General features: G+C 62.1%; 23 protein-coding genes and 1 tRNA gene. 12 read left to right on the forward strand and 12 right to left on the reverse strand.

The annotated features are described in order from the left end of the window. Positions 1–3: 3 nt before the first annotated feature. The 6 genes from ACP691_RS18365 to hemA form a co-directional block, all read right to left on the reverse strand. Positions 4–525 (reverse strand): acyloxyacyl hydrolase, encoded by a 522-nt coding sequence (locus ACP691_RS18365; protein ID WP_426152194.1) that lies wholly within the window; start codon positions 523–525, stop codon positions 4–6. Positions 526–642: 117 nt separating this feature from the next. Then, positions 643–1,443: a glutamate racemase gene (murI, locus tag ACP691_RS18370; RefSeq protein ID WP_426152196.1), complete on the reverse strand. Its 801-nt coding sequence runs from the start codon at positions 1,441–1,443 to the stop codon at positions 643–645. Continuing rightward, a complete protein-coding gene (locus ACP691_RS18375; protein WP_426152198.1) occupies positions 1,436–2,191 on the reverse strand; it encodes a molybdopterin-synthase adenylyltransferase MoeB in 756 nt (251 codons plus the stop codon). The genes murI and ACP691_RS18375 overlap by 8 nt, the downstream gene beginning before the upstream one ends. Continuing rightward, on the reverse strand, positions 2,185–3,015 hold the full coding sequence (gene prmC / locus ACP691_RS18380; RefSeq protein ID WP_426152200.1) for a peptide chain release factor N(5)-glutamine methyltransferase: 831 nt from the start codon (positions 3,013–3,015) through the stop codon (positions 2,185–2,187). Before prmC ends, ACP691_RS18375 begins: the two co-directional genes overlap by 7 nt. Beyond that, positions 3,016–4,098, reverse strand: a complete 1,083-nt coding sequence (gene prfA, locus ACP691_RS18385) for a peptide chain release factor 1 (RefSeq protein WP_426152202.1) — start codon at positions 4,096–4,098, stop codon at positions 3,016–3,018. Next, positions 4,095–5,372 carry a glutamyl-tRNA reductase gene (gene hemA / locus ACP691_RS18390; protein WP_040261339.1) on the reverse strand — a complete coding sequence of 426 codons (1,278 nt, stop codon included), beginning with the start codon at positions 5,370–5,372 and terminating at the stop codon, positions 4,095–4,097. The genes prfA and hemA overlap by 4 nt, the downstream gene beginning before the upstream one ends. Before the next feature lie 176 nt (positions 5,373–5,548). On the opposite strand from hemA, the gene ACP691_RS18395 reads away from it, so the two are divergent. The 8 genes from ACP691_RS18395 (at position 5,549) to ychF (ending at position 12,364) form a co-directional block, all read left to right on the forward strand. Further along, the gene (locus ACP691_RS18395) at positions 5,549–7,282 is read left to right on the forward strand and encodes a tetratricopeptide repeat protein (RefSeq protein ID WP_426152204.1); all 1,734 of its coding nucleotides are present in this window, start codon (positions 5,549–5,551) and stop codon (positions 7,280–7,282) included. A gap of 3 nt (positions 7,283–7,285) precedes the next feature. Continuing rightward, complete coding sequence (gene lolB, locus ACP691_RS18400; protein WP_426152206.1) at positions 7,286–7,903, forward strand: lipoprotein insertase outer membrane protein LolB; 618 nt, start codon at positions 7,286–7,288, stop codon at positions 7,901–7,903. Position 7,904: 1 nt separating this feature from the next. Next, positions 7,905–8,756: a 4-(cytidine 5'-diphospho)-2-C-methyl-D-erythritol kinase gene (gene ispE, locus ACP691_RS18405; protein WP_426152208.1), complete on the forward strand. Its 852-nt coding sequence runs from the start codon at positions 7,905–7,907 to the stop codon at positions 8,754–8,756. A gap of 34 nt (positions 8,757–8,790) precedes the next feature. Further along, positions 8,791–8,865: transfer RNA gene (locus tag ACP691_RS18410), tRNA-Gln, on the forward strand. Between the two features lie 45 nt (positions 8,866–8,910). Then, positions 8,911–9,852: a ribose-phosphate pyrophosphokinase gene (locus tag ACP691_RS18415; protein WP_040261476.1), complete on the forward strand. Its 942-nt coding sequence runs from the start codon at positions 8,911–8,913 to the stop codon at positions 9,850–9,852. A 130-nt stretch (positions 9,853–9,982) separates the two neighbouring features. Continuing rightward, on the forward strand, positions 9,983–10,588 hold the full coding sequence (locus ACP691_RS18420; protein WP_040261343.1) for a 50S ribosomal protein L25/general stress protein Ctc: 606 nt from the start codon (positions 9,983–9,985) through the stop codon (positions 10,586–10,588). A 69-nt stretch (positions 10,589–10,657) separates the two neighbouring features. Continuing rightward, the gene (gene pth, locus ACP691_RS18425) at positions 10,658–11,242 is read left to right on the forward strand and encodes an aminoacyl-tRNA hydrolase (protein ID WP_040261344.1); all 585 of its coding nucleotides are present in this window, start codon (positions 10,658–10,660) and stop codon (positions 11,240–11,242) included. Positions 11,243–11,263: 21 nt separating this feature from the next. After that, positions 11,264–12,364: a redox-regulated ATPase YchF gene (gene ychF, locus ACP691_RS18430; RefSeq protein WP_426152211.1), complete on the forward strand. Its 1,101-nt coding sequence runs from the start codon at positions 11,264–11,266 to the stop codon at positions 12,362–12,364. A gap of 91 nt (positions 12,365–12,455) precedes the next feature. Here ychF and ACP691_RS18435 read toward each other — a convergent pair whose 3' ends face one another. Then, the gene (locus ACP691_RS18435) at positions 12,456–12,869 is read right to left on the reverse strand and encodes a hypothetical protein (RefSeq protein ID WP_426152213.1); all 414 of its coding nucleotides are present in this window, start codon (positions 12,867–12,869) and stop codon (positions 12,456–12,458) included. A 114-nt stretch (positions 12,870–12,983) separates the two neighbouring features. Between ACP691_RS18435 and ACP691_RS18440 the strand changes: the two genes are divergently transcribed. The 3 genes from ACP691_RS18440 (at position 12,984) to ACP691_RS18450 (ending at position 14,964) form a co-directional block, all read left to right on the forward strand. Further along, entirely contained in the window at positions 12,984–13,328 is a 345-nt protein-coding gene (locus tag ACP691_RS18440; RefSeq protein WP_426152215.1) for a hypothetical protein, read from the forward strand. Between the two features lie 296 nt (positions 13,329–13,624). Continuing rightward, positions 13,625–14,596 (forward strand): hypothetical protein, encoded by a 972-nt coding sequence (locus tag ACP691_RS18445; protein ID WP_426152217.1) that lies wholly within the window; start codon positions 13,625–13,627, stop codon positions 14,594–14,596. Continuing rightward, positions 14,593–14,964: a hypothetical protein gene (locus ACP691_RS18450; RefSeq protein WP_426152219.1), complete on the forward strand. Its 372-nt coding sequence runs from the start codon at positions 14,593–14,595 to the stop codon at positions 14,962–14,964. Before ACP691_RS18445 ends, ACP691_RS18450 begins: the two co-directional genes overlap by 4 nt. 691 nt (positions 14,965–15,655) lie before the next feature. Here ACP691_RS18450 and ACP691_RS18455 read toward each other — a convergent pair. From ACP691_RS18455 to ydiJ, 5 genes are all read right to left on the reverse strand, one after another. Beyond that, entirely contained in the window at positions 15,656–16,846 is a 1,191-nt protein-coding gene (locus ACP691_RS18455) for an MFS transporter (RefSeq protein ID WP_426152221.1), read from the reverse strand. Positions 16,847–17,212: 366 nt separating this feature from the next. Beyond that, positions 17,213–18,319 carry a Gfo/Idh/MocA family protein gene (locus ACP691_RS18460; protein WP_426152223.1) on the reverse strand — a complete coding sequence of 369 codons (1,107 nt, stop codon included), beginning with the start codon at positions 18,317–18,319 and terminating at the stop codon, positions 17,213–17,215. Between the two features lie 76 nt (positions 18,320–18,395). Beyond that, positions 18,396–19,424, reverse strand: coding sequence for a UV DNA damage repair endonuclease UvsE (gene uvsE, locus ACP691_RS18465; protein WP_426152225.1), 1,029 nt, complete (start codon positions 19,422–19,424; stop codon positions 18,396–18,398). Further along, positions 19,421–20,005 carry a cupin domain-containing protein gene (locus tag ACP691_RS18470; protein ID WP_426152227.1) on the reverse strand — a complete coding sequence of 195 codons (585 nt, stop codon included), beginning with the start codon at positions 20,003–20,005 and terminating at the stop codon, positions 19,421–19,423. Before ACP691_RS18470 ends, uvsE begins: the two co-directional genes overlap by 4 nt. Positions 20,006–20,073: 68 nt before the next feature. Next, a complete protein-coding gene (gene ydiJ, locus ACP691_RS18475; protein WP_426152229.1) occupies positions 20,074–23,115 on the reverse strand; it encodes a D-2-hydroxyglutarate dehydrogenase YdiJ in 3,042 nt (1,013 codons plus the stop codon). A gap of 123 nt (positions 23,116–23,238) precedes the next feature. On the opposite strand from ydiJ, the gene ACP691_RS18480 reads away from it, so the two are divergent. Beyond that, positions 23,239–24,123 carry a LysR substrate-binding domain-containing protein gene (locus ACP691_RS18480; RefSeq protein ID WP_426152231.1) on the forward strand — a complete coding sequence of 295 codons (885 nt, stop codon included), beginning with the start codon at positions 23,239–23,241 and terminating at the stop codon, positions 24,121–24,123.

A 24,123-nucleotide genomic window follows, 5' to 3' on the forward strand; every position in this document is an offset into this window, starting at 1 on the left:
GCCTCAGATGGGCATGCGGTAGTTGAGCGAATACGCTTCGATACCGTCGTTAGGCTCTTTGATGCCTGCGTTGGAATAGTGGATCGCGCGAACGCTTACCTCATGTCCGCCACCAAAGCGCACCCCCAGGCCGAGGCGATCTTCGAAGTTGAAGGCCGAGCCCAGCTTGTTGCCTTCGATCTGGGTCTGGGAGAACACCGAGACGCCAATGCCGGCCTCAACGAATGGCTTCACCGAGCCATTGCCGAATTCATACACGAACACCGGCGCGAAGGAGAGGCTGTTGTTGCCGGAGTGCTCATCGCCTTCCCAGTAGGTGTAGGCTCCGTCCCAATAGCCGGTCAGATGGCCAAGGTTGCTCTGCCACCACGTCTTGTCCCAATCCGATTGCACGCCCAGGCGGTACACCATGGTGGACTCGCCGGTCTGCCCTACCGAAAACGATACGCCCTGGCCAGCCTGAGCGGACAGGCTATGCCCCAGAACCATGGCAGCAATCGCGGCCAGACCCAACATTCTCTTCATGAGGTCATCCTTTTTGATGTTTTTCTCGAACGGTTGCGCGGTCAGCCAAACGTTGCGTGTTAGAAAACATGGCCGCTTTGTAAGTTCAAGCTTACAGACCATATTTTCACGACTTTTTCACGTTTCGAGTGGTTCGACAAGGCCGGGGGGTAGATCGAAAGCGCGTACTACTGTACGCAATTGCTCGCAAGGTCCACTGGTCCAGTAGCGCACAGCCCCCGCCGGGCCAGCGTTGAGCACTCCGGCCTTGCCGAGCAGCCGCTGTAATTGACGGGCAACCGCCGCGCCCGTGTCCACGATCGCGATATCCGCAGGCAGGAGCTCCACCAGCAACGGCTTGAGGAAAGGATAGTGGGTACAGCCAAGTATGATCGTATCGCAGCCAGCCTTCAGCAGCGGCGTCAGGTAGCCAGCGAGCATCGCCCTGAGCGCTGGTGCGGCCAGCTCGCCTTTTTCGATCAGTTCCACCAACCCTGGGCATGGCTGGGTGACTACCGTGACACCTGCGGCAAAACGGTCGAGCAAGGCGGCGAAGCGGGCGCTCTGCAAGGTGCCAGTAGTGGCCAGCACGCCCACGATACCGTTGCGAGTGGCCGCGGCGGCCGGTTTTACCGCCGGCTCCATGCCGATGATCGGCCAACCGGGATAACGCTCACGCAGGTCCGTCGCGGCAGCGGCGGTGGCGGTATTGCAGGCTATCACCAGGGCCTTGGCGCCTCGCCTGCGAAAGGCGTCGGCAATGGCCACGCAGCGGGCGCGAATGAATTCCGGGGTTTTCTCGCCATAGGGGATATGGCCACAGTCCCCGACGTAGAAAAGCGTTTCGCCGGGCAACAGCTGGCGTATCTCGGCCAGCACGGAAAGGCCACCGACCCCCGAGTCGAAGACGCCAACCGGCGCCTGGGCCTGTTCAGCCAAGCCGCACCTGGCAGACCGGGCAATGAGGGTCTCGCTTGAGGCGCAGCTCGCGAAAGCGCGCGCTGGCGGCATCGATCAGCAGCAAGCGCCCCACCAGAGGCTCCCCGAACCCTGCCAACACCTTCAGCGCTTCCAGGGCCTGGAGGCTGCCGACCAGCCCCACGACCGGGCCCAGCACCCCCGCTTCGCTGCAACTGAGCTCGGCCTCGCTACCCTGACCATAGAGGCAGTGGTAGCAGGGACTATGGGCCTGGCGCGGATCAAAAACGCTCAGTTGCCCTTCCAGGCGAATGGCCGCGCCGCTGACCAGAGGTTTGCCAGCGGCGAAGCAGGCGGCATTGACCGCTTCGCGGGTGGTGAAGTTGTCCGAACAATCGAGCACCAGGTCCACGGCTGCCACGACATTGCCAAGGCTGTGGGCATCCAGCGCGTGGCTATGACGCACCAGGGCGATGTCGGGATTGATGGCCTGCAAACGTCCGGCGGCCGAATCTACCTTGAGCAGGCCGACGGTGGTGGTGTCGTGCAGCACCTGGCGTTGCAGGTTGGTAAGGTCTACCCGGTCGAAGTCCGCCAGGTGCAGTTCGCCCACCCCGGCGGCGGCCAGGTAAAGGGCCACTGGCGAACCGAGCCCGCCCAGGCCCACCACCAGCACACGGCTGGCCTTGAGCTTGAGCTGCCCGGCCACGTCGACCTGGGCCAGCAGGACCTGCCGGCTGTAGCGCAGCAGTTCCTCATCGGTCAGCATGGCAGTCGCCCCAGCGTCACGCGCTCATGGCCGCTGAGGTCCTCACGGCTTTCGATCTGCTCGAACCCGTGGCAGGCAAGCAACTCGCGGACCTGGGCGGCCTGGTCGTAACCGTGTTCCAGCAGCAGCCAGCCTTCGGGCAGCAGGTGTTCGGGCGCGGCGGCGATGATCTGGCGGATGTCATCCAGGCCATCGCTGCCCGACACCAGCGCGCTGGCAGGCTCGAAACGCACATCGCCAGCGCTCAGGTGTGGGTCTTGCTGGCGAATGTAGGGAGGGTTGCTGACAATCAGGTCGAACCGCTCGCCCTGCAGGGCACTGAACCAATGGCTGGCGCGGATGCTGACATTGGTCAGGCCCAGCCGCTCGCGGTTACGCTCGGCGAGGGCCACGGCGGCTTCGACGCGATCCACACCCACCACCTTCCAGCCGGCGCGCTCGCGGCCCAGGGCCAGGGCAATGGCCCCGGTACCGGTGCCCAGGTCCAGCGTGCGGGCTTCGGGTCGCGGTACGCAGGCCAGCGCCAGTTCCACCAGCAATTCCGTCTCAGGGCGCGGAATCAGCGTATGCGGGGCCACTTCCAGGTCCAGCGACCAGAACCCCTGTTGGCCCAGGATATAGGCCACCGGCTCGCCAAGGCGGCGCCGTTGCAGGTAGGAGGCGAACAACTGCGCGGCCTCGCTGTTGACGATCCGCTCCGGCCAGGTACGCAGGTAGCTGCGATTCTTGCCCAGGGCAGCGGCCAACAGCAGCTCGGCATCCAGGCGGGCCGTGGGGGATTCGGGGAGCTGCGCGTCACGCAACAGGCTGGCGATGATGGTCATTCAGTCCCCCAGAGCGGCCAGTTGATCGGCCTGGTACTCGGCCAGCAGGGGCTCGATGACCGCGTCCACGCCCCCGGCGAGGATTTCATCGAGGGAATACAGCGTCAGGTTGACCCGATGGTCGGTCACCCGGCCCTGTGGGAAATTGTAGGTGCGAATGCGCTCGGAGCGGTCGCCCGAGCCCACCAGCAACTTGCGCTCGCTGGCGATGGCATTCTGCGCCGCGCTGGTCTGCATGTCGTTGAGCTTGGCCGACAGCCACGCCATGGCGCGGGCGCGGTTCTTGTGCTGAGAGCGCTCTTCCTGGCATTCGACCACGATCCCGGTGGGCAGGTGGGTGATGCGGATAGCCGAGTCGGTCTTGTTCACGTGCTGGCCGCCGGCGCCGGAGCTGCGATAGGTGTCCACGCGCAGGTCCGCCGGGTTGATTTCCACCGCTACCTGCTCGTCGGGTTCTGGCAACACCGCCACGGTGCAGGCCGAGGTGTGGATGCGCCCCTGGGATTCGGTTTCCGGCACGCGCTGCACACGATGGGCACCGGACTCGAACTTGAGCTTGGCGTAGACGTTGTCGCCCTCCACGCGGGCGATCACTTCCTTGAAACCGCCGTGCTCGCCCTCGCTTTCGGAAAGCACCTCTATGCGCCAGCCGCGCTTCTCGGCATAGCGCGAATACATGCGGAACAGGTCGCCGGAGAAGATCGCCGCCTCGTCGCCACCGGTACCCGCACGGATCTCCAGGAAGACGTTACGGCCGTCGTTCGGGTCCTTCGGCAACAGCATGCGCTGCAGGCTGGTTTCCAGCTCGGCCAGGCGCTGCCTGCCATCACGCACTTCTTCCTGGGCCATTTCGCGCAGGTCGGGATCACTGTCCTTGAGCAGCGCCTGGGCGCCCTCCAGGTCGGCATTGACCTTGCGCCACAGGGCAAAGGCTTCGACCACCGGGGTGAGTTCGGCATACTCCCGGGAAAAGGCGCGGAAACGGTTCTGGTCGGCAATGACTTCCGCATCGCCAAGCAGCGCGGTCACCTCTTCGTAGCGCTCCTGAAGGGTATCCAGTTTGTTCAGCAGTGACGCTTTCATTGCAAGGGTCTGTCCGTGGCGCCCTCATCGAGGGCAAACAATTCTTGGGCCATGGCCAGCGCATCGAGGCGGCCTTCGGCGGAGAGTTTCTTGAGCTGCACGCTGGGGGCGTGCAGCAGCTTGTTGGTCAGGCCGCGCGCCAGCTGGGCCAATACGTCTTCGGCGTTGGCGCCGTTGGCCAGCAGCCGCTGGGCCTTTTGCAATTCCTCGTCGCGCAGCCGCTCCCCCTGCTGGCGATAGGCACGCAGCACATCCACCGCCGCCAGTTCCCGCAGCCGGGCCATGAAGTCGTTGACGCCCTCGGCGACCATTTCCTCCGCGGCCTGGGCCGCGCCCTGGCGGCTCTTGAGGTTCTCGGCCACCACATCATGAAGGTCGTCCACGGTATAGAGGTAGACGTCATCCAACTCGCCCACCTCCGGCTCGATATCCCGGGGCACGGCGATGTCCACCATGAAGATGGGCTTGTGGCGCCGCTGTTTCAAGGCGCTTTCCACCGCGCCCTTGCCCAGGATCGGCAACTGGCTGGCGGTGGAACTGATCACGATATCGCTGTTGACCAGTTCCTGAGGGATGTCGGCGAGCAGCACTGCATGGGCCCCGAACTCTTCGGCCAGCAGCTTGGCCCGCTCGAGGGTCCGGTTGGCGACCACGATCCGCTTCACGCCTTGCTCATGCAAGTGGCGGGCGACCAGGGTGATGGTTTCCCCGGCACCGATCAGCAGGGCTTGGCTGCGCTGCAGGTCGGTGAAGATCTGGCGTGCCAGGCTGACCGCGGCGAACGCCACCGACACCGGATTCTCGCCGATGGCCGTGTCGGTGCGCACCTGCTTGGCGGCATTGAACGTCGCCTGGAACAGCCGCCCGAGCAACGGCCCCACGGTGCCCGCTTCGCGCGCTACCGCATAGGCCGATTTCATCTGGCCGAGGATCTGCGGCTCGCCCAGCACCAGTGAGTCCAGGCCCGCGGCCACGCGCATCATATGGCGCACCGCGTCCGCATCCTCATGTACATAGGCGCAGGCACGAAGGTCTTCGGCGCTCAACTGGTGATACTCGGCCAACCAGGCCAGCACCGCCTGGGCCTCGGCGGTGGACTGTTCGATGTACAGCTCGCTGCGGTTGCAGGTGGACAGGATGGCCGCTTCCCGCGTGCCGGTGCGCTCGCACAGCTGCTGCAAGGCCTCCACCAATTGCTCGGGCGTGAACGCCACGCGCTCGCGTACGTCTACCGAAGCGGTCTTGTGGTTGATACCAAGGGCGAGGAAGGCCATGCACTGTCGCTGAAGGAATTCTGAGCCGGCAATTGTCCTACTTCGCCCGGCTCAGAACAACCACCGGACTCTATTGTCCCAATAGACGGACGAGATAAAGCCGCTCATGTGGGTTTGCCCCACGGCTTATGTCATCATGCCTCCCACCGCAGGTCAGCCGCTCGATTTCTCCTTATATGAAAACATCCCCCGCGTTGCTCCTCGCCTTCGCCATGCTGGGAGGCTGCCAGAACTGGGCCGCTACCCGCGAAGCCGCGGCCCCCGCCGCCGCCGAGGCTCCTACGCCCACGCCGGCTCCAGCGCCGCCGGTGGTCTACGGCTCGTTCAGTGAAGACACCCTCTATAGCCTGCTCGCCGCTGAACTGGCCGGGCAGCGCAACCGCTTCGACATTGCCCTGGACAACTACGTGGCCCAGGCCAACAAGACCCAGGACCCGGGAGTCGCCGAGCGCGCCTTCCGCATTGCCGAATACATGGGCGCTGACCAGGCCGCGCTGCAGACCTCCCTGATCTGGGCGCGCAACGCACCCGCCGACCTGGAAGCCCAGCGCGCCGCCGCTATCCAGCTGGCCCGCGGCGGACGCTACGACGAATCCATGGCCTATATGGAGAGAGTACTCCAGGGCAAGGGCGATACTCATTTCGACTTCCTGGCGCTTTCCGCGGCGGAAACCGACCAGGCGACTCGGAACGGGCTGTTGCAAGGGTTCGAGCGCCTGCTGGGCAAATATCCGGGCAATAGCCAGCTGGTCTTTGGCAAGGCGTTGCTGCTGCAGCAGGACGGCGAGGCTGAGCAGGCGCTGGGGCTGCTGGAAAAAAGCCCGCCGCAGGAAGGAGAAATCGCCCCGTTGCTACTGCGGGCGCGCCTGCTGCAGAACCTGGACCGCGGCGACGAAGCCGTGCCGCTGCTGGACAAGGCCGTGCGCAAGGCTCCGGATGACAAGCGCCTGCGCCTGGCGTACGCCCGCACCCTGGTAGAGCAGAATCGCATCGACGACGCCCGGGTACAGTTCCAGGTGCTCCTGCAGCAGAACCCTGACGATGATGAGCTGCGCTACTCGCTGGCGCTGGTATGCCTTGAAGCCAAGGCGTGGGACGAAGCCGAAGGCCATCTGAATGACCTGGTCGAGCGCGGCGCCCATGTGGATTCGGCGCACCTTAACCTGGGCCGCCTTGCGGAAGAACGAGGCCAGCCACAACGGGCGCTGGAACAGTATGGCCTGGTCACTCCCGGTACCGATTACCTGCCCGCCCAACTGCGCCTTGCCGATATCCTGGTGGCCAATGGGCAGGCGGATGAAGCTGCCCGTCGCCTGGCCGAAAGCCGGTCCGCCAACCCTGACTACGCCGCCCAGCTGTACCTGGTCGAGGCTGAAACCCTGGCCGAAAATGACAAGGCCGATCGAGCCTGGGCAGCGCTGGAGCAAGGGCTAAGGCAGTTCCCAACCGATTCAAGCCTGCTCTACACCCGGGCCATGCTGGCTGAAAAACGCGGCGACCTGGGACAGCTGGAGCGCGACCTGCGCAGCATCATCGCCCGCGAGCCGGACAACGCCATGGCCCTGAACGCCTTGGGCTATACCCTGTCGGATCGCACTACCCGCTATGCCGAGGCCAAGGAACTGATCGAGAAGGCTCACCGGTTGAACCCGGAAGACCCGGCCGTACTGGACAGCCTGGGCTGGGTCAACTATCGCCTGGGCAACCTCGATGAGGCCGAGCGCTACCTGCGCCAGGCCCTGGAACGCTACCCGGACCACGAAGTGGCTGCCCACCTCGGAGAAGTACTCTGGGCCCAGGGCAAACAACGGGAAGCCCGCCGGGTTTGGGGCACTGCCCTCAAAGACCAGCCCGACAGCCCTGCCTTGCGCAGCACCCTGCTGCGCCTCACCGGATCCGAGAAGCTCTGACTCATGTTTCTGCGCCACTGTATCGCTGTCACCCTCCTCGCCTTGCTCGCCGGCTGCGCCGGACTGGGGCCCAACGAAGCCGTGCAAGGCCAGGGCAATGCCCAGGCCTGGCGTGACCACAAGGCCCTGACCGCCACGGTGAACGGCTGGGAAATCAACGGCAAGGTGGGTATCCGCGCGCCAAGCGACTCGGGCAGCGGCACCCTGTACTGGCTGCAGCGCAACGATTATTACGACATCCGCTTGTCCGGCCCCTTGGGCCGCGGGGCCGCGCGCCTCACCGGCCACCCCGGGCAAGTCACCCTGGAGGTCGCCAACCAGGGGCGTTACCAGGCTCCAACCCCTGAGGAGCTGCTACAGGCGCAACTGGGCTGGCGCCTGCCGGTGGGCAACCTGGTGTACTGGGTGCGCGGCCTGCCCGCCCCGGAAGGCAAGAGTACCGTGGTGCTGGACAGTGACAGCCGGCTGGCACGGCTCGAACAGGACGGCTGGACAGTGGAATACACTCGCTACAGCCAGCAAGGCAACTACTGGTTGCCGGAGCGCCTGAAAGTCCATGGGCAGGATCTGGACGTCACGCTTGTGATCAAGGACTGGCAGCCCCGCCAGCTGGGCCGCTGAAATGAACGCGACTCGCCTGACCCTGCCAGCGCCAGCCAAGCTCAACCTAATGCTGCATATTCTGGGGCGCCGTGCGGACGGTTACCATGAGCTCCAGACCCTGTTCCAGTTTCTCGACCATGGCGATGAGCTGGATTTCGCTTTGAGAGACGACGGCGTGATTCATCTGCATGGCGCGCTGGACGGCGTGCCCCACGACAGCAACCTGGTGGTCAAGGCCGCCCGCCGCTTGCAGGCCGAGGCCGGCACGCCTCTGGGCGCGGACATCCGGCTGCGCAAGGTACTGCCAATGGGTGGCGGCATCGGGGGCGGCAGCTCGGACGCCGCCACTACCCTGCTGGGCCTGGACCGTCTCTGGCAACTGAACTGGACCGAGGATCGGCTCGCGGCCCTGGGGCTCACCCTGGGCGCCGACGTGCCGGTTTTCGTGCGCGGGCGGGCTGCCTTCGCCGAGGGCGTGGGCGAGAAACTCACCCCCGTGGAGCCCGAGGAACCCTGGTATGTCGTGCTCGTTCCGCAAGTCTCTGTAAGTACAGCAGAAATTTTTTCAGATCCACTGTTGACACGTGACTCTCCCGCCATTAAAGTGCGCTCCGTTCTCAGGGGAAACAGCAGAAATGACTGCCAACCCATCGTAGAGCAGCGTTACCCAGATGTACGTAACGCTTTGAGTTTGCTAAGTAAATTTACTTCTGCTAAGCTCACCGGTACTGGAAGTTGTGTGTTTGGGGCCTTCCCAAGCAAAGCTGAAGCTGATAAAGTTCTGGCCCTTCTAACAGGTACCATCACAGGGTTTGTGGCAAAGGGAAGCAACGTTTCGATGTTGCATCGCAAGCTGAAAATCCTGTCCTAAAGAAGCGAGTGCTAGGCACTCGATGATCCGCCACAGGGGCGTCGCCAAGCGGTAAGGCAGCAGGTTTTGATCCTGCCATGCGTTGGTTCGAATCCAGCCGCCCCTGCCATTTTCTATACTCATCCAGGTATACCCCAGCCGGCAGGTACTGCGCGTGTCCAAGATGATGGTCTTTACGGGGAATGCTAACCCCGATCTGGCTCGGCGTGTCGTACGTCAGCTGCACATTCCACTGGGTGACGTCTCCGTCGGCAAGTTCTCCGATGGCGAAATAAGCACTGAAATCAATGAAAACGTACGCGGCAAAGACGTTTTCATCATTCAGCCGACTTGCGCACCAACCAATGACAACCTGATGGAACTGGTCGTGATGGCAGATGCCTTCCGTCGTTCCTCCGCGTCCCGTATCACCGCGGTGATCCCCTACTTCGGCTATGCCCGCCAGGACCGTCGTCCTCGTTCGGCCCGGGTAGCGATCAGCGCCAAGGTGGTGGCCGACATGCTGACCGTGGTCGGTATAGACCGCGTGCTCACCGTCGACCTGCACGCGGATCAGATTCAGGGCTTCTTCGATATTCCCGTGGACAACATCTACGGCTCCCCCGTACTGGTGGACGACATCGAAGACCAGCGTTTCGAGAACCTCATGATCGTATCCCCGGACATCGGCGGCGTCGTGCGCGCACGCGCTGTTGCCAAGTCCCTGGGCGTCGACCTGGGTATCATCGACAAGCGCCGCGAGAAAGCCAACCACTCCGAGGTGATGCACATCATCGGTGACGTGGAAGGCCGCACCTGCATCCTGGTCGATGACATGGTCGATACCGCCGGCACCCTGTGCCACGCGGCCAAGGCCCTGAAAGACCACGGCGCCGCCAAGGTGTATGCCTACAGTACCCACCCGGTACTGTCTGGCCGCGCCATTGAAAACATTGAAAACTCCGTGCTGGACGAACTGGTGGTGACCAACACCATCCCGCTGTCCGCCGCGGCCCAAGCGTGTTCGCGTATCCGCCAGCTGGATATCGCACCCGTCGTCGCCGAAGCGGTTCGCCGCATCAGCAACGAAGAATCGATCAGCGCGATGTTCCGCTAAGCCCGAGGCTTATGCCACACCGCTGACGAAGATGCCCCGCCCCGACATTTGTCCGGGCGGGGCTTTTTTGCCCTCCCCACCCGCGCTGGTCGCAAACGCTGATGGGTCGGGGCCACTTTGGAGAAACAACATGACCGATTTCATTCTTAACGCCGAATCGCGTTCCGACCTGGGGAAAGGTGCGAGCCGCCGCCTGCGTCGTAACGCTGCGCCTCAGGTTCCTGCCGTTGTCTACGGTGGCGAGCAAGCCCCTGAGTCCATCACCCTGCTGGCCAAGGAAGTTGCCAAGCTGCTGGAAAACGAAGCGGCCTACGCTCACGTGATCGAGCTGAACGTTGGTGGCACCAAGCAGAACGTGATCATCAAGGCACTGCAGCGTCACCCTGCCAAGGGTCACGTCATGCACGCCGACTTCGTTCGCGTCGTCGCCGGCCAGAAGCTGACCGCCACCGTACCGCTGCACTTCATCAACCAGGAAGCTGCGGTCAAGAAAGGTGGCGAGATCTCCCATACCGTTTCGGAACTGGAAATCTCCTGCCTGCCGAAAGACCTGCCCGAGTTCATCGAAGTCGACATGGCCAACGCTGAAGTCGGCACCATCGTGCACCTGTCCGACCTCAAGGCGCCAGCTGGCGTCGAGTTCGTCGCACTGGCCCATGGCAACGACCTGGCCGTGGCCAACGTCCACGCGCCACGCGTACAGGCTGAAGAAGCAGGCGAAGGTTCCGCTGAGTAATCAGTGAGCCTGTTCGGGCGGCCTGCATCACGCTGCCGCCCTGCTTCAAGCGATAAGGAAAGGCCCCTCGTGACCGCCATCCAGTTGATCGTTGGCCTGGGTAACCCCGGCCCCGAATACGAACAGACCCGGCATAACGCAGGGGCCTTTTTCGTTGAGCGTATCGCCCGTGACCAGAACGTCAGCCTGGTACCGGAGCGCAAATTCTTTGGCCTGACCGGGCGTTTCAGCCATAAAGGTCAGGACGTTCGCCTGTTGATCCCCACCACCTACATGAACCGCAGCGGACAGGCCGTGGCCGCGCTTGCCGGTTTCTATCGCATCCCCGTGGACGCGATCCTGGTGGCTCACGACGAACTCGACATTCCACCCGGCGTGGCCAAGCTCAAGCAGGGCGGCGGCCACGGTGGGCACAACGGCTTGCGCGACATCATCGCGCAGCTGGGCAACCAGAATGGTTTCCATCGCCTGCGGCTTGGCATCGGCCACCCGGGCGACGCCAGCAAGGTCTCGGGTTTCGTGCTCGGCCGCGCGCCACGCACCGAGCAGGATAAACTCGACGCCAGTATCGATTTCGCCCTCGGCGTGCTGCCAGACATTCTCGCCGGGGATTGGGCCCGGGCGATGAGAACGCTGCACAGCCAGAAGGCCTGACTTCACGAAGAGGGTTGCACCATGGGTTTCAATTGCGGCATCGTCGGCCTGCCTAACGTAGGCAAGTCCACCCTGTTCAACGCGCTGACCAAGTCCGGTATCGCCGCGGAAAACTTCCCCTTCTGCACCATCGAGCCAAACAGCGGCGTGGTGCCCATGCCCGACGCGCGCCTCGATGCCCTGGCCGCCATCGTCAAGCCCGAGCGGGTGATCCCTACCACCATGGAATTCGTGGATATCGCGGGCCTGGTGGCCGGCGCCTCCAAGGGTGAAGGCCTGGGCAACAAGTTCCTGGCCAACATCCGCGAAACCGACGCCATCGCCCATGTGGTGCGCTGCTTCGAAGACGAGAACGTGATTCACGTCTCCAACAGCGTTGACCCGAAGCGTGACATCGAGATCATCGACCTGGAGCTGATCTTCGCTGACCTGGACAGCTGCGAGAAGCAACTGCAGAAGGTCGCCCGCAACGCCAAGGGCGGCGACAAGGATGCACTGGCTCAGAAAGCCGTGCTCGAGCGTCTGATTCCGCACTTCACCGAAGGCAAGCCGGCGCGCAGCCTGATGAAAGGCATGAGCGTCGAAGAGAAACAGCTGATCCGCGGTTTCCACCTGCTGACCAGCAAGCCGGTGATGTACATCGCCAACGTGGCCGAAGACGGCTTCGAGAACAACCCGCATCTGGATGTGGTGAAGGCCATTGCCGAAGAGGAAGGCGCGATCGTGGTGCCGGTGTGCAACAAGATCGAGGCGGAAATCGCCGAGCTCGAAGACGGCGAGGAAAAGGACATGTTCCTGGAGTCCCTCGGGCTGGAAGAACCGGGCCTGAACCGGGTGATCCGCGCCGGTTACTCGCTGCTGAACCTGCAAACCTATTTCACCGCGGGTGTGAAAGAGGTCCGCGCCTGGACCGTGCGCATCGGCGCCACCGCTCCACAGGCCGCCGCTGTCATCCATACCGACTTCGAAAAAGGCTTCATCCGTGCCGAAGTGGTCGCCTATGACGACTTCATCCAGTACAACGGCGAAGCCGGCGCCAAGGAAGCCGGCAAATGGCGCCTGGAAGGCAAGGAATACATCGTCAAGGATGGCGACGTGATGCACTTCCGCTTCAACGTCTGACGCTGCGAGCTTTGCTCAAACCCCCTGTCGGTGAACAACCGGCAGGGGGTTTGTTTTTGAAGTAGCTACTTCATCGGCAAGTACGCTGAGCTCAAAGGCCCCAGCTGATGCTCAGAGTGCCGTTGGAAATGAAGTAGGGCGTGTCATTCTCGAAAACGCCTTGGTAAACAAAGGACGCACCCTTCAAATTATTGCCCTCGTAGGCGAGGGTTATATCGCCTTGGGTTGCATAGGCAGTGCCTTCCTCTGTCCCGAACACTGCATGGACCCCGCGCTCGCCTTCCGGGACGATTTCATGTTTGCCATGGGGGGTCCCGTCAGGGATACGCAGGAAGATGAATTGGTATTGCCCTTCAGGGTCTCCCTGGACGCCCCAGACGTGCAATTCGTTAGCTTGTGTGTAGCCCCCCGATTCGGTCGCGTTGAAAGCCCCGCGCGGCCCTTGCGCCTCGATAGACACTTGAGCGTTTTCCTGCGCTTGCCTTTTCAAATCCTGAATGTGCATAAAAACTGTTCTCCACCTTGATTCAGGCCATGCGGCCAATGAAACCTCAATCTAAGGAACAGCCCTGCTCGCTTACAGCTATCAATGGCGTCAGCTTGCGCCGACTGGCTCCGCATGGCAGGCATCATCGAGCGCCCTATCAAGCGTCACGACCAGCAGGTGCAGCTGCAGCACCTGAGCGCTGGCATCAAGCCCATCCGTCCACGCAGCAAAAGCAGGTGGCCACAGCGCTGCCTAGCCACACCGACATCATCCAGTGCCAACCTCAACCACGCCCAGCGCGACCAGCATGAGTCCCTGCGCCTGGTCCTGGACCACGAGGCATATGCGGACATTAGCCGCAAGAGCATGCAGGCAGCCCTTGGCGAAGGCCTGAACGTGCGCGCCCGGAAGACATTGCGTTATTCAGCTCATAGCGGCAATCGAAATTTTAAGTTTCAAACAGCCGCCCTTTCATAATAGACAACACCCCCCTCACATGTAAGGATCTGTTCGGCGCAATTGAATACCGAGCAGTTACTCCGACGAGAGTAAAGCCATAAATAGGCAAGCTTCGCATATTGCCTTTATTCGGACTCACTCCTTGACCAAGATCAACGTACAGGTCTCGGCTTACCGGTAGGCTATCGCGCCTGATTAGGAAGTTTAGAGCCAATACCCAACGACGGGAGCAATGATCCGGCGGTAGCGCTGGCGGGCAAGCGACCCAAGAATGCGGCCAAATACATCATAATAACTATGTGCAAGGTATAGCCATGTCTCAAGCACGCAGCTTCATCAATCACAGAACACAGTCTTATCCGGCTTTGAAGGCCTCTACCCCTGTATCCGGGCATGCCCGGGCAAAGTTCGATGTTCTTAATGGTCATATTGTCAACAGGGTGGTCCTGGCGGGAGAGCTGGTCATCATCGGCGACCCGACCACCCCCTCCTGTACCAGCGATGAAGCATACCTGATGGGCAAGGCTGCTTACGTACACAACAGCCTGATGGCAAGCGGTGTAGAGGACGATGATTTCTTCCTGGAGAACTTCGATCTATTACAAGATGTACTGGCCAATGGCGCTATCGGTATAGGCGCGGCCAGCGATGGATGGAGCAGACACCTTCGCAATACCCTGTCCACCCTTGAGGAAATCAAGGAAGTACACCACGACTATCTGCGCACCGGCTCCTCAGGGCGCGACGCCTTCTATGCAAAACGAACGGCGCTGTTCGTGAAACTGGAAGAGCAGTTGAGTAGCATCGCAGCTTATGGGTCAGGCCTGCGTAAAAAGGGAAAGATCAAGCATGCGCTGGGCCTTTCGACCAAAAGCTTTCTGCACCACGGTGAGATAGCAGGCTACGCCGATAAGGTCCTCGGCGTTGCTAGAGCATCGAATTTGGCGAAGAAAGGCGCTTATATCGGTATCGGGCTGGATATGGCATCCACGGCCTTGGAGATCCATAAAGCCTGCACCGAAGGCCGGGAAGAGGAATGCCGGCGTGCCAAGTACGTTGAAGGTTCGGCTTTGGTTGGTAGTTTGGGAGGCGGCGCCGTCGGCGGGGCCTTTGGTGGAATGGTAGCGTCAACAATTTGTTTTGCCCTAGGAATTAGCACAGCCGGTAGTGCAGGGCTAGTTTGCGCTGTAATTGGCGGAGCAGTTGGTGGAACTGTATTGGGTGATTATGGCGGAAAACAGGGAAAGGCTTTTGGGGGCAAGATCTACCGGGAGGTATTCGAGTGAATGACACTTATCTAGCAATTAATGCATTCATCATCATCACTTCCATGTGGCTCACCATGATTGTGCACGCCTATATCGCACATAGATACACTGAACATTTTGAATCGTTTCTGCCGAACTGTGTATTCGTGACAGATAATAAACGAACATTTGGACACGCGGGGCTCCCCGGCAAGGTATTACGAACAGGCATGATTTCTATAGTGTTGGCAGCACCGCGCATCTTCATGCGCCGGGGCGGGATTGATTTGGATGAAGTGAAACGCTTTCCGCCGCGCGAAAAGCGGCTTCTGGTTAGCATTTTGACTATACATTTTATATTGGTGTTAGCTCTTATCGTCTCGCATCATGCCCTGCCTAGCCCCTAGTATTCCGCTCTCGGGTACGAGTCTTCCAACTGGTTTAGCCTCTTTCCTAGGAGAGCATAGTCCCTGGCGAAGGACATATAGAGAAGCGAGAGAATGAGTGAAACTTATATGGCTGTGGTCGCCTTTTTAATCATGGCGCCCATGATAACTTCAATTATTGTACAAAGCTACATCGCGCATAGGCACATTGAGGATTATGAAGCACTTCTTCCCAACTGCATTTTCATCATGGAAAACAGAATACTATTCCAACATGGAGGCCTTCCAGGGAAATTAATGCGTACAGGGTTGATCGCCTGGGTTCTGGCAATGCCGGGAGTCTTCGCAAAGAAGGGCTTTATCGACCTGAATGAGGTTAAACGATTCCCCCTCAGAACGAGGCGATTATTGGTTAGTGTGTTATACGTGCAGTGCGTCACCTTTATAGCGCTTATAATTTTCGACTATTTATGCCCTGAACCATGACTCGCTAGCGGTAAGCGGATTGATCCGGACTGTCCAGCAATCGTAGTACCCAATACGTTGCATGAATAATCCCTCGAGATTATTGAATATTATGCTTAAGCGCGCCGGAAGCCATCCTGGGGCCTAGATATTCGTATCGTTTTGGAATTCGCGCCGCCGGCACCGAAGGACTAGTTTGAGCCCCCCTGACCCGCCATGACACCCCACCCCGCCTATCAAGGCCCGTTTACGAGACAGCCGGGCCGGGAATGTCACGCCGAGCCTGACGTTCCGACAGGGCCAGGGAACCCAGCGCCAAGCCAAATGACAGCAATGAGGCCACCAGCAGGCCGGCATAGCCGTGCACCGGATAAACCCAGCCAGCGATAGCCGAGCCGAACCCTATGCCGCAGAAGAGAAAAGACGCGGTCAGGGCCAGCGCCATGCCTCGCTGCTCAGGACGGAGCTCCACCATTCGTCTTTGCTGAGTAGGCCAGACGATGTCTGTCGCGAAGGCCCAGAGTACTAGCGCGGCGAGCAACCAGCCGAGATGCCGGGGGGTGAATCCAAGGTAGGCAATGTCGGCCATCAGCAGGCCGATACCGGCTGCCAGCATGGCCCGCGCACTCCAATGGCGCGCCAGTTGGGTCACCACAAGATTGCCCATCACTCCAGCCACGCCAAGCACGGTGAGCGCCAGCGACACATCACCAGGAGCGCCCTGAAAGTCGTTGCGAATCACCGGTGCAAGCAGCGCGTAGGTCGAGAACACGCCTGTTGCGACGAAGAAGACCACCAGCAGAGCTGTCAATGAGCCGAGGTCGGTCAACAGCGCCCGAGCATTCCCGAAGGCAGCCTGCTCCCCGGCGACCTTGTTCGGCACCTGCCAGGCGACCAGCAGCGCCGTGGCAATACCGGCCAGGCCAATGCTCATGAAGAGCTGACGCCCCCCCCAGGTTTGCGCGAGCCAGGCCGTGATGGGCATGCCCGCCAGGCCCGCGACGCTCAGCCCCAGCAGCACCGTGGCGATGGCGCTGCCTTGCTGGTCACGTTCCACTAGATGGGACCCCAGCGCGCCGAGCACCGGGCCGATGAAGCCTGCGCCTATCCCCATCAACACCCGAGAAGCCAGCAAGGTTTCATAGCCGGGCGCCAAGGCGAAAAGCATCGAGCCTATGCTGAAGACCCCAAGACCGAGCAACACCTGCCGCTGTCGCGCCATGGACCCGAGCGCGATCTGGAGCAGCGGCGCGGCCAAAGCGAAGGTAATGCCAAAGACAGTAATCAGGTAAGCGCCCTGCGATGGGCTCAGCGACCACTCGTGGGAAATCGCTTCTAGGCTGCCGACTACCGACAGTGCCCCAACGGCCTGGATGAAGTATGCAAGGCTTAACGAACGCAATGCGCGTCGAGAGGCGCGTGGAATGGGCTGAGTCATGGCGATAGTCCTGGCGGAGGCCGCAGACGCGGCCAAGCCAGTCCAGATGGAACAGCCAGGTGCGCATCAAGCGGAAAGAACGGAGGTCGGTAACCATCATGCCGTGGCCGGCCATGTCCGGAACGACGTTTAGCGTCACCTTTTAGGACATAGCTCCATTCAAGGCCCTGGGTCATGGCCCGACGCGGCAACGCAGGTTGTGGCTGGGCGCCTTGCGAGCTAGCGCCCCTCGACCGAACCGCACCCCGCTTCGTCAGTAGGCAACAGGTTCAGTCCAATCATGCCAAAGGCTATTCGAAGAAAGTGCGCTGCACCGGTCTCGATCAGAGCGCTGTCGGCATCTTCCCGCAACGCTGAGCCTGGCCCTCACTCGGTAGGCGACTCTGTATTGATGTAGTCGGGGACCTCGGCCAGCGGGAACTGGCGACGCTGATCCGGCTGGGCGGTGCCTTTGGGCGCCACCGGTTCGAGGCGCTGCGATTGCCCGGTGGTCAGCGCGCGCTCGATAGCCTGGATCACCCGCACGTCGCGCCAGCCTTCCTGGCCATCGGGCTCCGGTGCCCGGTCCTTGAGGATGCAATCGGAGAAGTAGGCCGTCTCTCCGGCGAAATGGTCGACCACCGGATGCGTGTGTTCCTGGGTCTTGCCATCCAGCGTGGCGCGGTAGCTGATGCTCACCCCCTCGCCGTAACCGAAACAGGGCGAAGCCTCGATCTCACCCTTGGTCCCGATCAACTGGAAACGCTCGGAACTGGGCAAGGTGTAGCTCACGGTGAAATGGGCAAGGCGGTCTTCAGGGAAGCGCAGCGATACCGATACCGTGTCCCAGGTATTCACTTCACCTCCGGGGGTTTTGCTGCCCAGGGCGCTAACCTCAATAGGCTCGCAGCCGAACAGTTGGCGCACCATGTTCAAGGGATAAGGCCCCATGTCGAATACCGGCCCCGCGGCGAAGCCGTTCTGGGCGCGATGGTTGCTGGGCTTGACTACCTGGGTGAAGGTCGAGGTGAACACCCGAGGGTCGCCGAACTCACCCGCCCTCACCCGCTCGATCATTTCCAGCGTGCCCGGTTCGCAGTGCAGGCGATAGGCGATCATCAGCTTCGCCCCGAAACGCTGGGCCGCTTCGATCATCGCCTGGCAGTCTGCTTCCTCGGTCGCCATGGGCTTTTCCAGAAGTACGTGGATCCCCGCTTCCAGCGCGGGCACTACGAACTGGCGATGGAGGAAGTTGGGGGTGGCTACATAGACCGCATCGATCTCACCCGAAGCGAGCAACCGGGAATACTGATCGTAGCTGTACGCCTTGAGGCCGTAGCGCTTGGCCAGGGCATCCGCCTTGGTAGGGTCGCCGGTGACCAGGGCCGTCATGATGGAATTATCAGTCTGGCCTACGCCTGGCATGAACGCGCCCTGCGAAATCGAGCCACCGGCTACCACTGCGTAGCGTACTTTACCGTCTAGATCGGGCATTCCAGGTCTCCTCGCTTGTTGAATAGTGACCTTCAGCTGAGCCCCGGCCGGCGCAAGGAGTTCATTTTGAAATCGCTCAGTGGCTATGCAGCAGGTAGCGTTGGTAGAACTCCAGGGTCGCCTGATTCTTGTCCTTGGCCTCGAACATGATGTCGAAGCGATCCAGGAATTGCAGGGCATATTCGTTGGTGGGGTGGTTCCACATGCGAGCGCTGTGCAGATACAGATCGCGTTTGTTGACCTTTTCCAACAGGGCCGGCATTTCCAGCGGTACATCCGGGCCGAAGCCCAGGCTCTGCAAGTGCTCCGGAGGTTGCGAGTAGTGCATGGCCGGGCGTACCCCACGCCAGCTTTCGATGATGCGATCCACCCTTGGGTCGTCAGCTGGAATGTAGGTTTCCTCGTTGATCCAGCAGTGGTGGATGTCCAGCACCACCGGGGCAAGGTCTGCCAAGGCCAGGCAATCGTTCACGCCGTAGACCTTCTCCTCGTTCTCGAAGGTAATGGTGTTGCGCGCTTCCGTGGACAACCTGGGCCAGGTGGCGCGCACGCCCTCAACGCCCAGGCGCCCAGCGATGTGCACATTGCATTTGAAGTCCTGGAAGCGCTGCCCGTAACCCATCATGCGGATCATGTCGGCATGGTATTCGAACTCGGCCACGCTGTTATCCACCACGTCAGGCTTGTCAGAGCCCAGCACGCAATACTGTCCGGGATGGAACGACAGGCGGATGTCGGCGGCTCGGGCGAAGTCGCCAATGGCGCCGAAACGTTGCTGCAGGTGCGCCTGCAGAACAGGGTCGTGGTAGAAGCTCGCCACCTTCGGATGGCTGTACAACGGCAGCAGGTCACTGCTGAGCCGCAACATGCGCAGCGTGGGCGGCAACTGGGCAACATAGGCCAGCAGCTTCAGCTGGGCATCGAGGTTGTGTTCGATCAGTTGCAGCAGCTTTTCCCGGGCGGCCTCTTCCGTGGCGCTGGACAACCAGCGCAGGGTCGTGGTGCGAGGGTTGAAGGTTTTCTCGATGGCTTCCAGCGCCTTAAGCGCCAGGCTGCGTTGGGAATGCCGGTACAGGCAGGCGAAGCCGATGCGCGCCTCGCTCATGACTGGGCCTGCCACAGCGTATGAAACGGGCCCTGGGCACCGAAAACAGGATCTGAATCCGGATAGCTCGCTGCCTCGATCGCCCGCAGTTGCTTGGCGCTAGGAGCTTCTCGACAGATATCGAAGTCCGCGCCGGCCGGGTACGCCCCCACCACCAGGAAATCCTCGCTGGCGCTGAGCTGGCAGTGGCCGGTACCGGCGGGCAACAAGGCCACATCGCCGGCCTCGACCACCACCTCATAGCCACCCGACCCGCCCAATTGCAGCCGCGCATGCCCTTGGGCGAAGCCAAGCACCTCGTGAGCGGTGGAATGGTAGTGGTGGTAATCGAAGACGCCGTCGCGCCATTGGGCGGGCCAATGGTTGACCTGGAACAGCTGCTCGAAGGCCGTGGCCGGGTCGCTGATCCTGGAAAGCACCTGCCGGTAAAGGATCACCGGAAGCCGCGGGTTGTTCGGCACCCACTCGTTGCGCTCCAGGCGCACGGCTTCGACTTGCGCCAGGCTGCCATCAGCGCGCAGGGGCAATTGATTGACAAGCAAGGGCACGTCGAGGGTGTGGATAAAAGCAGGCGGGGCCATGGCGTTCTCCTGGCACAGGTCGTTACCTGTGGACAACAGAACGCCGTCGCTTATCAATCCGTGAGCGCTCAGCCGCGGGCGCGCTGCAGCTCCAGCAACACCTCCAGCGGATGGCGCAGCTCCCGATCGGCCAGGCGCTTGGTCTGGCTGCGGCAGGAGTAACCGGTGGCCAGCGCCTCGCCCGCTTCCTCCACCGGCGCGGCTACTTGCGCCGCCCAAGACTGGCCGAAGATGGTGCGGGAACTCTCCTGATTGCGCGCTTCATGGCCGTAGGTACCGGACATACCGCAGCAACCCGTGGCCTGAGTAGCCAGGATCAGCCCTGCCCGGGTGAACAGGGTTTCCCACTGCCTGGTACTGGCCGGAACATTGGTTTTCTCCGTGCAGTGGGCCAGCAATCGGTACCGCTTGGTCACACTCGCCTCACGGCCCTCCGGCAGGGCATCGAGCAGCCATTCCTGCGGCAACTCGACCTTGGGCAGTTGGGCAATGCCAGGTACCTTGGCGTACTCCTGGCGGTAAACCAGGGTCATGGCCGGGTCCAGGCCGACCATGCGCACACCGAAGGCGCTCAATGCTTGCAGCTGGCTGGCATTGCGAATGGCCGCCTTGTTGAAGGCGCTCAAGAAGCCCTGCACATGCAGCGGCTTGCCGTTGGCGTAGAAGGGCGCCAGGTACACCTGATACCCCAGGCGTGACACCAGTTCGACCAGGTTCGCCAGCAGCGGCGTTTCAAAGTAGCGGGTGAAGGCATCCTGCACCAGGATCACGCTGCGTGCCCGCTGGGCTTCATTCAGGCCGATCAGGCGCGCCGCGGTGGCCGGTTGCACTTGCCAGCGATCGAGGCTGGCCTGGAAGTTGAAGCGGCTCAGCAACGGGCTGTCCACCATGCCCACCTGGCGTTGCAGCAGGTTGCGCACTACCGGCGCGTTCATCACTGCGTTGTACAGGGCCGGCACCCGGGCCAGGTACGGGATGGTGAATTCCAGCGAGCCGATAAGGTAATCCCGGGCCGGGCGCAGGTAGCGCGTGTGGTACAGCTCCAGGAAGCGCGAGCGGAACTCGGGCACATTGACCTTCACCGGACATTGTCCCGCGCAGGACTTGCACGCCAGGCAGCCAGCCATGGCATCGTAGACCTCGTGGGAAAAGTCCGCCTGGCCTTCGCGTTGCGCCCGACTATTGCGCCAGCGCTGCGGCAACGTTTTCCAGAAACCAGGCTGCCGCTTGCCGGGCGCGAGCACGTCCACCCCCGCCTCGCCCTGCAGGCGCAGCCATTCACGTACCAGCGAGGCGCGTCCCTTGGGTGACTGGGCACGTTCACGGGTCGCCTTCCACGAAGGACACATGGCGTCGTTCGGGTCGTAGTTGTAGCACGCGCCATTACCGTTGCAGTGCATGGCGGTGCCGTAGCTCTGCCACACGCGCTCGTCGATGCGCCGGTCCAGCTCGCCGCGCAGCGTGACCTCGTCGATGCGCAAAAGGGCATCGCTGCTCTCCAGAGGCGTGCAGATCTTCCCTGGGTTCAGCTGGTTATGAGGGTCGAAGGCGCTCTTCAAGGCCTGTAGCGATGGGTATAACTCGCCGAAGAAAGCCGGAACGTACTCTGAGCGCACGCCCTTGCCGTGCTCGCCCCAGAGCAGCCCGCCATATTTCTGCGTCAGCGCGGCCACGGCGTCGGAAATCGGCCGTACCAGGGCCGCCTGGGCCGGGTCCTTCATGTCCAGGGCCGGGCGCACATGCAGCACCCCGGCATCCACATGGCCGAACATGCCATAGGTCAGCCCATGGCCATCGAGCAAGGCCCGGAACTCGGCGATGTAATCCGCCAATTGCTCGGGCGGCACCGCGGTGTCTTCCACGAAGGGTTGCGGGCGAATCTCCCCGTCCACGTTGCCCAGCAGGCCCACCGAGCGCTTGCGCATGGTATACACCCGGGTTACCGCCTCGTTGCCGGCGGCCAGGGTATGCCCCAGGCGTTCAACGCTCTGGTCCTGCTGCAGGTGGGCGACGAAGGCCGCGACCCGGGCGTTCACCTCCTCCGGCTCGTCACCGCTGAACTCCACCAGGTTGATCCCCAAGGTGGGCCGGCCTGGATCAGCCGGGAAATATTCAGCCACGCTGTGCCAGACGATGTCCTTCATGGCCAGCAACAGCACGCGGGAGTCCACGGTCTCGATGGACAGCGGCTCATGCTGGATCAATGCCCGGGCGTCGCGCAGGGCGTCCATGAAGCTGGCATAGCGAACGTTGACCAACACCGAATATTTCGGAATGGGCAGCACATTGAGCCTGGCTTCGACGACGAAACCCAGGGAACCTTCGGCGCCGCAGAGCACGCTGTTGAGGTTGAAGCGCCCATCCGCCTCGCGCAGGTGGGCCAGGTCGTAGCCAGTCAGGCAACGGTTGAGCTTGGGGAAGCGCGCTTCGATCAGCTCGGCCTGGGTCTCGTCGATATGGCGGGCGGTACGGTATACCGCGCCGACCCGATCCTGGCGAGCGCACTGACGCTCCAGCTCGGCCTGGTCGATGGGCTGGCTGTGCAACGCCTCGCCACCGAGCAGCACCGACTCCAGGGCCAGTACATGGTCACGGGTTTTACCGTAGGTGCAACTGCCCTGCCCGCTGGCGTCGGTGTTGATCATGCCGCCGATGGTGGCGCGGTTGGAGGTCGACAGCTCCGGCGCGAAGAACAAGCCGTGGGGCTTCAGGGCCGCGTTGAGCTGATCCTTCACCACGCCGGCCTGGACCCGTACCCAGCGACCTTCCACGTCGATTTCCAGGATGCGGTTCATGTGCCGGGACAGGTCCACCACGATGCCGTCGGTCAAGGACTGCCCGTTGGTACCGGTGCCACCACCACGCGGGGTGAGCTTGATGCCTTGGTAAGCCGGCTCGGCCATCAGCCGGGCCACCAGCGCTACGTCGCCGGCATCGCGAGGGAACACGGCAGCCTGGGGCAGCCGTTGGTAGATGGAGTTGTCCGTGGCCAGCACGGTACGGCTGGCGTAGTCGGCGCTGACTTCACCTTTGAAACCGCGAGCACGCAGGGCCACGAGAAAATCACGGTAATCGGCCTTCACGGCGGCCGGATGCAGCTGGGCGATCATGGTCGATGCCTCGTTATGATGATGGGCGCAGGGTGACTCACTGCTGCCAGGGCCTTACCATCTTCGCCGGGCCCGGGCCTGATCACAAACGGATATTGATCCCCCTATCGATGACTTTTCCGAATGAATTACCGCCGCCTTACGCCATCCATGTCGCTGCTGCTGGCCTTCGAGGCGGCAGCACGTCATGAAAGCTACACCCGCGCCGCCCAGGAGCTGTCGCTGACCCAGAGCGCGGTCAGCCGGCAGGTGCAGGCGCTGGAGCAGCAGCTGGGCCTGACCTTGTTCCGTCGTGAAGGTCGCAAGGTACTGCTCACGGATGTGGGGCGGCTATACCAGCGAGAGCTGAACGAAGCCTTGGGCCGAATCCGCAGCGCCACGCTGCAGGCGTTGGCGTTCCAGTCCGGGGTGGGTACCCTGCGCCTGGCCACCCTGCCTACCTTCGGCTCCAAATGGCTGCTGCCCCGGTTGCATGGTTTCTATCGCGATCATCCTGGCATGCTGATTCACATCCATTCACGAATCGAAGCCATCGACTTCGTTGCCAGCGAGATAGACGCGGCCATCGGGGTGGGTATCGGGGAGGTACCGGGCTTGATCAGCCACCGCCTGCATGCCGAGCAACTGGTGGTCATTCTCAGCCCTGCCGACGCCATGCGCCTGGGGCAGCCCGGCCCCGAACAGATCGGCCGGCAAGTCCTGCTTAGCGTGGCCAGCAACCCACATGCCTGGGCCGAATGGTTCAGCCACCATGGCCTGCCGCACCGAGCCATGCGCCTGGGCCCGAGCTTCGAGCTGACGTCTCACCTTGTCCAGGCGGTACGCGCCGGCATCGGTATCGGCCTGGTGCCGCGGGTACTGGTGGAAGAAGAACTGGCCAAGGGCGAGCTGATCAGCGCTGGCCCGCCGGTGGCCAGCGCTCGCAGTTATTACCTGCGCTATCCGGAACGCAACGAGAGCCTGCCTTCGTTGCGCGCATTCCGGCAGTGGCTGCTCGGGCAGTTGTAG

Origin of the sequence: Pseudomonas sp. DC3200b2 (assembly GCF_049895785.1) — a bacterium.
GTDB lineage: Bacteria > Pseudomonadota > Gammaproteobacteria > Pseudomonadales > Pseudomonadaceae > Aquipseudomonas > Aquipseudomonas massiliensis.

Coding starts and splice junctions, on each gene's coding strand:
- ACP691_RS18365 (WP_426152194.1), bottom strand. CDS start 525: ATGAAGAGAATGTTGGGTCTGGCCGCGATTGCTGCCATGGTTCTGGGG.
- ACP691_RS18375 (WP_426152198.1), bottom strand. CDS start 2,191: ATGCTGACCGATGAGGAACTGCTGCGCTACAGCCGGCAGGTCCTGCTG.
- prmC (WP_426152200.1), bottom strand. CDS start 3,015: ATGACCATCATCGCCAGCCTGTTGCGTGACGCGCAGCTCCCCGAATCC.
- prfA (WP_426152202.1), bottom strand. CDS start 4,098: ATGAAAGCGTCACTGCTGAACAAACTGGATACCCTTCAGGAGCGCTAC.
- hemA (WP_040261339.1), bottom strand. CDS start 5,372: ATGGCCTTCCTCGCCCTTGGTATCAACCACAAGACCGCTTCGGTAGAC.
- ACP691_RS18395 (WP_426152204.1), top strand. CDS start 5,549: ATGAAAACATCCCCCGCGTTGCTCCTCGCCTTCGCCATGCTGGGAGGC.
- lolB (WP_426152206.1), top strand. CDS start 7,286: ATGTTTCTGCGCCACTGTATCGCTGTCACCCTCCTCGCCTTGCTCGCC.
- ispE (WP_426152208.1), top strand. CDS start 7,905: ATGAACGCGACTCGCCTGACCCTGCCAGCGCCAGCCAAGCTCAACCTA.
- ACP691_RS18420 (WP_040261343.1), top strand. CDS start 9,983: ATGACCGATTTCATTCTTAACGCCGAATCGCGTTCCGACCTGGGGAAA.
- ychF (WP_426152211.1), top strand. CDS start 11,264: ATGGGTTTCAATTGCGGCATCGTCGGCCTGCCTAACGTAGGCAAGTCC.
- ACP691_RS18435 (WP_426152213.1), bottom strand. CDS start 12,869: ATGCACATTCAGGATTTGAAAAGGCAAGCGCAGGAAAACGCTCAAGTG.
- ACP691_RS18440 (WP_426152215.1), top strand. CDS start 12,984: ATGGCAGGCATCATCGAGCGCCCTATCAAGCGTCACGACCAGCAGGTG.
- ACP691_RS18445 (WP_426152217.1), top strand. CDS start 13,625: ATGTCTCAAGCACGCAGCTTCATCAATCACAGAACACAGTCTTATCCG.
- ACP691_RS18455 (WP_426152221.1), bottom strand. CDS start 16,846: ATGACTCAGCCCATTCCACGCGCCTCTCGACGCGCATTGCGTTCGTTA.
- ACP691_RS18460 (WP_426152223.1), bottom strand. CDS start 18,319: ATGCCCGATCTAGACGGTAAAGTACGCTACGCAGTGGTAGCCGGTGGC.
- uvsE (WP_426152225.1), bottom strand. CDS start 19,424: ATGAGCGAGGCGCGCATCGGCTTCGCCTGCCTGTACCGGCATTCCCAA.
- ACP691_RS18470 (WP_426152227.1), bottom strand. CDS start 20,005: ATGGCCCCGCCTGCTTTTATCCACACCCTCGACGTGCCCTTGCTTGTC.
- ydiJ (WP_426152229.1), bottom strand. CDS start 23,115: ATGATCGCCCAGCTGCATCCGGCCGCCGTGAAGGCCGATTACCGTGAT.
- ACP691_RS18480 (WP_426152231.1), top strand. CDS start 23,239: ATGAATTACCGCCGCCTTACGCCATCCATGTCGCTGCTGCTGGCCTTC.